Raw genomic sequence first — 10,672 nt, 5'->3', positions numbered from 1 at the left:
TAACAGATGCCAGATCCCGGCCAGGCTCGCTCCTGTTTTACCGGCAGGGAGGGCAGCAGTACATTGGCGGCCAGCATCAGCAGCAGACCAGCGCCGCCGAGCAGCAGGAAGGGGCTCTGCCAGCCTGACCATTGAGAGAGTGTCAGGGAGAGCGGCACTATCAGGATGGCGGCCAGGGAAAAGGCCATGCCGACATAAGCCAGCTTGCGACCCCGCTCGGCGGTTGGCACCAGGTCCAGTACCGCCGCCATTAGGATGGCGGAGAGGGGACCGGCGACGCAGCCTGAGAGGATAAACAGGACAAGCAGTTGCTGGCTGCTCTGCGCCAGGGCACAGGCGATCAAGAGGGTGAAGCGCAGGGCCAGCAGCAGCAGCAGAATTGGGCGTCGATTGAAGCGATCCAGCCAGGGGGCGGCGAGGAGTCCCACCAGGGCCGCCCCCAGGGTCGCGCCACCACTGAAGTAACCTGTCAGTTCGGGGGCCATGCCCAGAGAGAGCACCAGGTCCGTCCCAAGCGGCATCACCATCATCATGCTACCCATAGATAACATATTGATTAATAGCGCCAAATGTATGACGGCCGATGGGTTGGCACTGTGGAGCTTAGGGATCACAAGAGTCTTCTCGAGCAAAGGAGCCCGAATTCTATCCGAGGATTTTTTTCATGACAACAAATGATAATTGTTTTTATTTGTATTAGTTAATCTCGGTCACATCCCTAAAGCTGCGTCACACGGACTCTTGTTCGACAACCCGGGTCCTGCCAACTGGATTGACCTGCGGTTTACCCCTTGCGGCGGTCTGAACCGCCCGGCGACCCCCAACCTCCAGACGCTTCCTTTACGCTTTTGGGAGGCTTATCCCAAAGCAGGGGCGTCATAAGTGACTCCTGGTTCAGGCTGTATCATGGTTGATGGTGGCTCATTTGTGACATGGTATGACAGTGTTGCCATCACAACGTCGTCATACGCTGCAAGCATAAAAATGAGCACCAGCGCCGAGCAGGGATCCAACGATGCATCGAACCTGTTGGAGTAAATCCCTTGTGTTGGTGCTCATTTTAATGTGGCACTTTCGTATGCTGAGTGGCTGAAACGGTGTGTTTTATAAACAGAAATAACCATCCCAAGTTGATTTGTTTATACACTGAGACCGACCTTCTAAAAAATGGAGTCATGAGAATGCTGAACAGCCTACCATCCAAAAGGACCTTGATAGCCAGCATGCTGACGCTGGCATTTGGTGCCTCCTCGTCGGCACATGCTGCCGATGCGCCCAAAACCGCCCCAGAGCAAGACAAGGGCAAACCCAACATAGTGGTAATCTTTGGTGATGATGTCGGTTACTGGAATCTCAGTACCTATAACCAGGGTATGCTGGGCTACCAAACCCCGAACATTGATAGCATTGCCGCAGAAGGCGCCAAGTTTACGTCTTATTACGCTGAGCAGAGTTCGACGGCTGGCCGTTCCTCTTTCATTACCGGCCAGATGCCGTTTCGCACCGGGATGAGCAAGGTAGGGATGCCCGGAGCCCCTCAGGGATTGCAAAAAGAGGACCCGACCATAGCGAACGTGCTGAAGCAGCTGGGTTATGCGACCGGTCAGTTCGGCAAGAATCACCTCGGTGATCGCGACGAGTTCTTGCCGACCGCCCATGGTTTTGATGAGTTCCTGGGGAACCTCTATCACCTGAATGCGGAAGAGGAGCCGGAAAACTCGGATTACCCGAAAGATCCTGCCTTCCGCAAGCAGTTCGGCCCGCGTGGCGTCATCAAGAGCAGTGCCGATGGCAAGATTGAAGATACTGGCCCGCTCACGATCAAGCGCATGGGCACCGTCGATGAAGAGACGCTGGCGGCCAATAACGACTTCATGGAGCGTCAGGTCAAAGCCAAGAAACCTTTCTTCACCTGGTTCAACACCACCCGCATGCACAACAAGACTCACCTGAAAGATGCCAGCAAGGGCGCGACAGGCCTGGGTGATTACGCAGATGGCATGGTCGAGCACGACAAGATGATTGGTGAGGTCTTGAAGAAGATCAAAGACCTGGGTATCGAAGACAACACCATAGTCCTCTACACCACGGACAATGGCCCCATGACGGCCACCTGGCCCGATGGCGGCTTTACGCCCTTCCGCGGTGAGAAGAACACCGGTTGGGAAGGCAGCTTCCGGGTGCCAGCCATGATCAAGTGGCCGGGGCACATCAAGCCGGGCACCATGATCAACGATATCTTCGGCAGCAACGATTGGTTCCCGACCCTGGTGGCCGCAGCGGGCGAGCCTGATATCAAGGACAAGCTGCTCAAGGGATACAAGACGTCGGCTATGACCTACAAGGTCCATCTCGATGGTTATAACCAGCTTGGTTATCTGCAAGGGAAGGAGCCGAGTCAGCGCAAGGAGTTCTTCTACTGGAGTGATGACGGCGATCTGCTGGCCATGCGTTATGGTCGCTGGAAAGCACACTTCATGATCCAGGAGCACACCGGCTTCGATGTGTGGCGTTATCCGTTCACCAAACTGCGGGTGCCCATGCTGTTTGATCTGGCAGTGGATCCGTTGGAAAAAGGCTCTGATGGTTTTGGCTACAACACCTGGTTCTATGATCGCCTCTATCTGCTGGGCGGTGCACAGAAGTATGCAACGGACATGATCAAGAGCTTCGAGGAGTTCCCGCCACGGCAGAAGGCGGGCAGTTTCACCATCTCTGATGTCAGTGCGCTGATTGAGAATGGCTCCAAGAACAACTGATTGATGTATTCGGGTGGGGATTTTCCCCACCCCCTCTTTAGGGAGCATTATGAAGCACAGCACTACATTGCCTGTTAAAGCGTTGGCGTCTGCGGAGAAATACCTTGGCAAGGGCCCAGCTTGGGTGCGGCGTTTTCATGTAATGGCCAAGCCGACTGGCTCAACCTGCAACATAGACTGCACCTACTGTTTTTATCTGCACAAAGAAACCTTGTTACATCAGGATCGCCATACCGGCATGAGTGATGAGGTGCTGGAAAATTTCATTCGCCAATATATCGATAGCCAGGATGGGGAGCAGGTCGTCTTCTCATGGCAAGGGGGCGAGCCCACGCTGATGGGGTTGGCGTTTTTCCACAAGGTCGTCAAGTTTCAACAGCAATATCAGAAGCCGGGTCAACGCATCGAAAATGACCTGCAAACCAATGGCATCCTGATCAATGATCAGTGGGCCGCATTCTTGAAGGAACACCATTTTTTAGTGGGCCTGTCCATTGACGGGCCCCGCGAGTTACATGACAGATATCGCCTGACCCGCAGTGGCAAGCCGACTTTTGACAAGGTGATGGAAGGGGTGGCCGCGCTCAAGCGCCATCAGGTGCCGTTCAATGCCCTGGTGACCATCAATCGCACCAACGCCCGTTTTCCACTCGAGGTATATCGTTTTCTGACTCGGGAACTGGGCGCCACCTACATCCAGTTCAATCCCTGTGTGGAGCCGGTCGACTTCAAGTCAACCGCCCCGCAATTCTGGCAGGATGACAGTATTCCAGTGACGGGTTCACGCCGTGCCAAACCTGGTGATCTGGACTCCATCGTGACCGATTGGTCGGTCGATCCCGATGATTGGGGACGTTTTCTGATCGCCGTGTTCGAGGAGTGGGTCAACAACGATCTGGGCCGGGTTCAGGTCAACTTGTTCGAAACGGCGGTGGCCCAGACCATGGGCATGCCAGCACAGATCTGCATCACGTCGGAGTTTTGCGGCAAGGGGCTGGCCGTCGAGAAGAACGGCGATATCTATTCCTGCGATCACTATGTCTACCCGGAGTATCAGCTTGGCAATATAGAGACAACCAAGCTGGCCCACATGGCCTTTTCCGAGCGCCAGAAGGCGTTCGGTTTTGGCAAGAAAGAGACCTTGCCCGCCTATTGCAAGGCTTGCCCTTATCTCAAGCTGTGCTGGGGGGAGTGTCCCAAGAACCGCATCGTCCGTGCCCCCGATGGCGAACTGGGCCTCAACTACCTCTGCCCGGGCATCAAGGCCTTCTTCGACTATGCCCAGCCCATGGTCGTGGGAATTGCGACCATTTTGCAGAATGAACAGGGGCGCTAGCCATGAGCCACAGAGAGAAGCTGCGCCAGCTTGAGCTGCGCATGAATGCGCAAGTGCTCGGGCAGGAGGCGCTGGTCCGGATGCTCATCATCGCCTTGCTCTGTGACGGACATGTGTTGCTGGAGGGGTTGCCGGGCCTGGCCAAGACGCGCGCAGTACGTGAACTGGCCCGCAACATCGAGGGGGAATATAGCCGTATCCAGTTCACCCCCGATTTGCTGCCATCGGACATCACCGGCAGCGAAATCTACCAGCAGCATGCAACCACGGCGCAAGAGCAGTTCAGGTTCAGACCCGGTCCGGTGTTTGGCAACATCATCCTCGCCGATGAGATAAACCGGGCATCGGCGCGAGTGCAGTCCGCCCTGCTCGAGGCGATGGAGGAGCGCCATGTCACTGTGGCCGGCAAGAGCTGGCCGCTACCCGGGCTGTTCATGGTGCTGGCCACCCAGAACCCGGTCGATCAGGAGGGGACCTGGCCGCTTCCAGAGGCACAACTGGACAGGTTCTTGATGAAGGTGCTGGTGGAGTATCCCTCGAAAGAGCACGAACAGCGGGTGATGCAACTGGTCAGGACTGAGCAGCGGGATAAGTATGACGGCGCCAGCATCGGTAACGAATGTGCTCAGCCCGAGGTGCCAGACAGACTGATCGCACAGGCAGACCTGCAGGCTTGCTGGCAGGAGATATCCCGAGTCCATGTCGCCCCGGCCATGGAGCACTACATCGTCAATCTGGTGGCGATGACCCGTCATCCTCAGGGGGTGAGTGACGATTTGGCGAGCTACATCAGCCTCGGCGTCAGTCCGCGGGGCACCTTGGCCCTGGATCGCTGTGCCCGGGCCAACGCCTGGCTGGCGGGGCGCGATGCCGTCTTGCCGCAAGATATCAAGGAGATTGCCCCTGCCGTGCTGCGTCACCGATTGCAGATGAGTTACCAGGCCAATGCGGATGGTTTCACGGCTGATGACGCCATCAACCTGCTGCTCGATACCGTGGTTGCCTGATGGTGCCAGTACTCAGCATCGATACCGCGACCCTGATGGCGCTGGCGGGGGAGGCCAAGCTGCTCAGCAACGTCCCCGAGCGGCTTGCCCCTGGGGCGCTTGCCGGGGAGAGGGTTTCCCGTCAGCAGGGGCGCGGGCTCAACTTTGAAGGGCTGCGGCGCTATCAACCCGGGGATGATGTGCGCCTCATCGATTGGCAGGCCACCGCCCGATTGCGTACCCCCTGGGTCCGCCTCTATGACGAGGAGCGGGAGAGGCCGGTGTTCCTGCTGATCGATCAACGGCTGGACATGTATTTCACCACCCAGGGCCAAACCAAGTCGGTCGCGGCCGCCATGATAGCGAGCCTGTTCGCGTGGCGCAGTTGGCATGACAGCGACCGACTGGGAGCGGTGGTGTTCAACGATGACGAACTGGCCATCCACCCTTGCCGCTCCCCCAAGCAGAATCTGGGGCGAGTGATCGACGATATCAGTCGCTTCAATCAGGCCCTGGTGCAGCGCTACCCCGATGACCCCCCGAAAGAGCAGGCATTGGCCGAGGTGCTGCAGCAGGTCTCCCGCCTGATCCCGCCGGGGGCCTGGTTTGCGATGATCAGTGATTTTCATGATCTGGATGCCAGATGTGAAGCCATCCTAGCGGGGATCAAGCGCCGCTGCGAGCTGAACGCTTTCGTGGTCTATGACGATCTCCATCTGCGCCTCCCCGCCCAGGGCACCCTGAGTGCCCGCTATCAGGGGCTCGATGCCTGCGTCGTCCTCTCTTCGGCCATGCAGCACGACATCCGGCAATCCATCACCCAGCGGCTGGCGGAGCAGGAGCTGCGCCTGGCCAGACTGGGAGCCAGGGTCCATCACATAGTGACCAGCCAGGATCTGGTCCGGCAACTCCAGAAAGGGGCATGAATGCTTGAGAAAGGCTTTGCCGTACCCGGGTTGTTGCATCCGTCTCTCCCTGCCAGCGTCTCCTGGCTGCCACAGGCCCCGGGTTGGTACCTGTTGGCGACCTTGCTGCTGCTCGCCTTGTTCGTGCTCTTGATCACGCGTACTGCCCGCTGGCGGCGCAATCTGTGGCGACGTGAGGCAAACCTGTTGCTCCCCACCCTGAAAGATGCCGATGGCTGGATAATCCTCATCAAGCGCATCTTGCTCATGCACAGGCCGCGCGCCGACATCGCCCACACCCTCTCGCCGATGCAGCTGCTGGCCGATGTGCCCCTCGACGAGGCGTTGCGCGCCCTGTTGTGCGAAAGATACTGCCAACCGGGCAATCAGCTCTCCGCCGAGCAAAACGCCCGGCTGGCCCAGCAGATTGCGGCCTGGTTAAGGAGTCTGCCCCATGTCTGACTGGCTGTCGCGCTTCGATTTTGCCTGGCCCTGGGCATGGTTGCTGATATTGCTGCCGCTCATCGGCCGCTTCTTGCTGCCGCAAGAGCGGCCGCTGACCGACTATGTGCGGGTGCCCTTTCTCCCTCATCTGATTGCGGAACTGAACCTCAAGGCGGCGCCCCCGCAGTCCGGTTGGTGGCAGCGTCTCCTGTTCTGGTTCATCTGGGGTTTGCTGGTCTGTGCGCTGGCGCGACCTGAGTTGTTGACCCCGCCCCAACACATCACCAAGCCGATGCGAGACATGGTGCTGATCCTCGACGTCTCGGGTTCCATGGCAAAGAACGACCTGCCAGGGGGGGATACTCGCCTCAAAGCCATGCAGGATTCTGTCGCCAAGTTTGTCGCGGTGCGCAAGCAAGACAGGATAGGGCTGGTTATTTTTTCCAGCAGCGCTTACCCGTTTGCGCCGATCAGTGCGGACAAGCAGGCGCTGCAGGCGCGTATCACCCAGCTCTCGCCAGCCATGATAGGGGAGCAGACCGCCATTGGTGACGCCATCGGGGTTGCGGTCAAGATGCTCGACAAGGCGCCAGATGGCGACACCAGCAAGCTGGCCATCTTGCTGACGGATGGCAATGACACCGCCTCGCAACTGGCGCCGACCCTGGCGGCCAAATTGGCCGCCAGTCATCAGGTAAGGATCCACACCATCGCCTTTGGTGACGAACACAGCGGCGAGGATGACAAGGTCGATCTGGCGCTGCTGCAGCAAGTCGCCGACATCACGGGTGGACGCAGCTGGCAAGCGGCGCGCACGGGAGCCGCCCTCGATAGGGTATGGCAAGCCATTGATGAACTGACGCCGGTACAGGTGAAAACCCTGGGCTGGTCCTGGCAGATCCCCCTGTATCAGTGGCCGCTGCTATTGGCCCTGTTGCTCCTGCTGATCTCGCCCCTGATGACCTATTACCAGAAGAGGCAGGCATGAGCGACTTTCACTTCCTGTACCCCTGGCACCTGCTCGGCTTGCTGCTCTGTGTGGCTCTCTGGTTTGTGGTCCGCCACGCACGCAGCACCTGGTATCAGATCATGGACAAGCCGGTGGCCGAGGCGCTGATCGTCGGGCGTGCAAAGCCCCTGTTGCAACTGTTGCCGCTGCTCTGCGCGCTGGGCGTGCTCGGGCTGGCGGGACCGAGTTGGCAAAAGCAGTTGCCTGCCGCCCTGTCGCCGCAGAGCAGCGTCATGGTGATCTTTCAGCAGGACTTGGCCATGTATGCACAAGATCTGACCCCCAGTCGCCATCAGCGGATGCAGCACAAGATAATGTCGCTGGTGTCGCGCTCCCCCGGCACCGGTTTTGGACTCATCGTCTATGACAGCTCGGCGTACCTGACCACGCCCCTGACCCAGGATCCGGACTTTTTCTCCCTCTTCCTCGAGGCACAGAGCCCGACGCTGATGCCACAGGGAGAGGGGTCTGCACTGCGCCAAGCCATTGCATTGGCGCAGAAGAACTTGCCTGACACGCAACAGGGGGTCAACAGTCTGCTTCTGGTCGCGGATACCATGAGCGCCGAAGACGCAGACCTCTTGAGCCAGCTCAAGATCCCCGTGCAGATCTGGGCCGTGGGCACCGAGCGGGGGGGCACCATGCCTGCTGCATATGCCGAGCGAGGAATAGATACCCGGCTCGATGTCGAGCGTTTCATGGCCCTGCGAGATGCCGGCATTCCCGTCACCCTGGCCAGCGCGGATGATGGGGATCTTGCTGCCATCTCGGGCAACATAGCCCATGCGGTACAGGCACAGAGCAATGCGCGTCAGGATCTGAAATGGGCAGACGGCGGCTACTGGCTGGTGATCCCCATCTTGGGATTGCTGCTCTTTGGGCGACGACAGCTGTTTTTGGCGGTGCTGGTGGCCCTGCCGCTCGGCCTCTACTCCGGCCACAGCGAAGCGGCCTGGCTCAACTGGTGGCTGACGGGGGATCAACAAGGTCAGCTTGCCTTCGACCGTCATGATTATGCCGAGGCGGCGCAGCAGTTTGAGGACCCCTTGCGCCGGGGGATCGCCAACTATTTTGCCGAGGATTATGCGGCGGCATTGACCGCCTTTCGTCAGGCGCCAGCGACACCGGAGTCCCTGCTCTGGCTTGGCAACAGCTATGCCCAGCAGAAATCCTGGCAAGCGGCGCTCGACAGTTATGATCAGGCGCTCAGCCTGCGCCCCGAGTGGGAGATGGCGCAAGACAATCGCGCCAAGATAGCCAACATCATCATGCAGCTGCGCAAGAAAGAGCGGGACAGAGAGGCGTCCCAAGAGGAGCAAGAGGGGATAGATCCCGATGAGATCAAGCATGACTTGAAAAAGGGAGAGGGGGTCAATCAGCAGGACATTCAGCCTGGTGGCAGCGCCAATCCTCAGCTGGAGCAGTGGTATGACAATGTGCAGCTCTCTCCCGCCGGTTTGCTGCGTAATCTCTATCAGGCCGATGCGCAGGAGGGTCAATGAGACGCTGGTTATTGCTACTGCTGGTCATCAGCTTTCCTGGATTTGGCGAGATGAGCATCAGCCGTGAGCTGGTGGCGCCTGCCCAGGTGGTGCCGGGCCAACCGCTGCGCATTGCCATCACGTACTGGACCGACTCCTGGTTCAATCCGCCACCGAGCTGGCCGGAGATTGTCGTCGAGAATGGCACCTTGCTGACCACGCCGCTGCCCAACCAGTTACTGACGCGCCAGGAGGGAGGAAAAAGCTGGAGTGGCATTCGGCTGGAGAAACTGGTGGCCGCCTGGGATCAGGGCACGCTCAGGTTCCCGCCGCTGGAGGTGACCCTCTCCTCGGCGGGACAGCCCCCCCGCACGATGCAGTTGCCAGCCATCGCACACCCGGTCGTCTGGCCTTCGGACGTCCGGCAGCCGGATCGTTTTCTGCCCGCCAGCAAGGTGACGCTGACGCAGCAGATAGCCCTTTATCGTGCGGGAGAGGGCGACAGCCTGCATGCCGGTGACGCGATAGAGCGCCGGGTGATGGTGAAAGCCGAAGGGGCCGTGCCTGCCCAGATCCCCCAGCTGCTCTATGCCATCCAGGGCACGCCCACCCAGCGACTCTCCCCGGTGAGTGGGCTGCTGGAGGCCGGGCGGGGTGACTTTCTTGGCGGGCAGCGTGAAGAGCGCCTGCGCTATTTACCCATGGAGCCAGGTACAGTCACTCTGCCTGCGCTCACCTTGAGATGGTGGGATACCGAGCGGCAAGCCTGGCAATTGGCTGAGCTGCCCGGCACCGAATATCAGGTCGGGGCGCCACGGGCCGCCGGCCGGGAAGCCGCGCTGCGTGCCTCGGCTCTTTCCCATCCCTGGCGGTACCTGCTGCTAGCCTCAGTGCTTATTATCCTGGCCTGCGCCGGATACCTGGCGCGCCATTCGATCTGGCGCTCTTGGCGCTTTGCCCAGGCCGCCATCAAATGTTTCTGGGATCCTGTTCCCTTACCCGAACTCATCCCGACGACGAAGGAGAAATGACAATGAACTTCAACCGCATACTCGGCACCCTGATCCTGGGCACGGCGTTTTGCGCGAGTGCCGAAAGTGGCCCTGATCCTCTCTCGGCCTGGCAAGATACGGCGGCCAAGGAGTCCATCCAAAGCTGGGTGGCTGGCGCGACCCAAGCGGGTGGCAGCTCCTTCATTCCGGCCAACAAGCGTTACGTGGTTTTTGACAACGACGGTACCCTCTGGCCGGAGGCGCCACTGACATTCCAGGTGCAGTTTGCCATCGACGAGATAAAGCGCCTTGCTCCCGATCACCCAGAATGGCAGAAAGACCCCGTCGTCAAGGCGGTGCTGGACAATGACATGAAGGCGCTGGTCAAGTCGGGCAAGAAAGGGCTGATGCAGCTGATGATCCTGACCCACAGCGGCATGACCACAGAGGAATATGCCAAGCGGGTTCGCCATTGGCTGGATACCAGCCAGCACCCCCGCTTTGGCTGCCATTATGACCAGCTGGCCTATCTGCCCATGAAGCAACTGCTTGATTACTTGCGGGATAACGGTTTCAAGACCTGGATTGTCTCCGGCGGCGGCATTGATTTCATGCGGGTATTCGCCGAGCAGATGTATGGCATCGCACCTGAGCAGGTGATTGGCTCCTTCGCCTTGAGCGACTTTGCCATCACCAAACAGGGCAGCGAGATCCGCAAGACCATGAAGGGGGCCTATTACGATGACGAGGCCGCGAAACC

At 59.2% G+C, this 10,672-nt stretch carries 10 protein-coding genes; 9 read left to right on the top strand and 1 reads right to left on the bottom strand.

What is annotated here, in order from left to right; genetic code table 11:
- On the bottom strand, nucleotides 1–542 hold a 542-nt coding region (locus G113_RS15670; RefSeq protein WP_005906601.1), incomplete at its 3' end, for an MFS transporter.
- Nucleotides 543–1,223: 681 nt separating this feature from the next.
- Here G113_RS15670 and G113_RS15665 point away from each other — a divergent pair.
- The 9 genes from G113_RS15665 to G113_RS15625 all read left to right on the top strand — a co-directional run.
- Nucleotides 1,224–2,759, top strand: coding sequence for an arylsulfatase (locus G113_RS15665; protein WP_201765024.1), 1,536 nt, complete (start codon nucleotides 1,224–1,226; stop codon nucleotides 2,757–2,759).
- Between the two features lie 49 nt (nucleotides 2,760–2,808).
- The gene (locus tag G113_RS15660) at nucleotides 2,809–4,095 is read left to right on the top strand and encodes an anaerobic sulfatase maturase (RefSeq protein ID WP_040319302.1); all 1,287 of its coding nucleotides are present in this window, start codon (nucleotides 2,809–2,811) and stop codon (nucleotides 4,093–4,095) included.
- 2 nt (nucleotides 4,096–4,097) lie between these two features.
- Nucleotides 4,098–5,102: an AAA family ATPase gene (locus G113_RS15655; RefSeq protein ID WP_005906598.1), complete on the top strand. Its 1,005-nt coding sequence runs from the start codon at nucleotides 4,098–4,100 to the stop codon at nucleotides 5,100–5,102.
- On the top strand, nucleotides 5,102–6,007 hold the full coding sequence (locus tag G113_RS15650) for a DUF58 domain-containing protein (protein WP_005906597.1): 906 nt from the start codon (nucleotides 5,102–5,104) through the stop codon (nucleotides 6,005–6,007). The genes G113_RS15655 and G113_RS15650 overlap by 1 nt, the downstream gene beginning before the upstream one ends.
- Nucleotides 6,008–6,448, top strand: coding sequence for a DUF4381 family protein (locus tag G113_RS15645; protein WP_005906596.1), 441 nt, complete (start codon nucleotides 6,008–6,010; stop codon nucleotides 6,446–6,448).
- Entirely contained in the window at nucleotides 6,441–7,418 is a 978-nt protein-coding gene (locus G113_RS15640; RefSeq protein WP_005906595.1) for a VWA domain-containing protein, read from the top strand. The genes G113_RS15645 and G113_RS15640 overlap by 8 nt, the downstream gene beginning before the upstream one ends.
- Complete coding sequence (locus G113_RS15635) at nucleotides 7,415–8,941, top strand: VWA domain-containing protein (RefSeq protein ID WP_005906594.1); 1,527 nt, start codon at nucleotides 7,415–7,417, stop codon at nucleotides 8,939–8,941. Before G113_RS15640 ends, G113_RS15635 begins: the two co-directional genes overlap by 4 nt.
- Nucleotides 8,938–9,951: a BatD family protein gene (locus G113_RS15630; RefSeq protein WP_005906593.1), complete on the top strand. Its 1,014-nt coding sequence runs from the start codon at nucleotides 8,938–8,940 to the stop codon at nucleotides 9,949–9,951. Before G113_RS15635 ends, G113_RS15630 begins: the two co-directional genes overlap by 4 nt.
- A 2-nt stretch (nucleotides 9,952–9,953) precedes the next feature.
- Nucleotides 9,954–10,672, top strand: a 719-nt coding sequence (locus G113_RS15625) for an HAD family hydrolase (RefSeq protein ID WP_005906592.1), incomplete at its 3' end; no start/stop codon positions are given.

The sequence above is a fragment of the Aeromonas molluscorum 848 genome (genome assembly GCF_000388115.1).
In the GTDB taxonomy this organism is placed as follows: Bacteria; Pseudomonadota; Gammaproteobacteria; order Enterobacterales; family Aeromonadaceae; genus Aeromonas; species Aeromonas molluscorum.
This window is presented reverse-complemented; position numbering and strand designations above follow the sequence as displayed.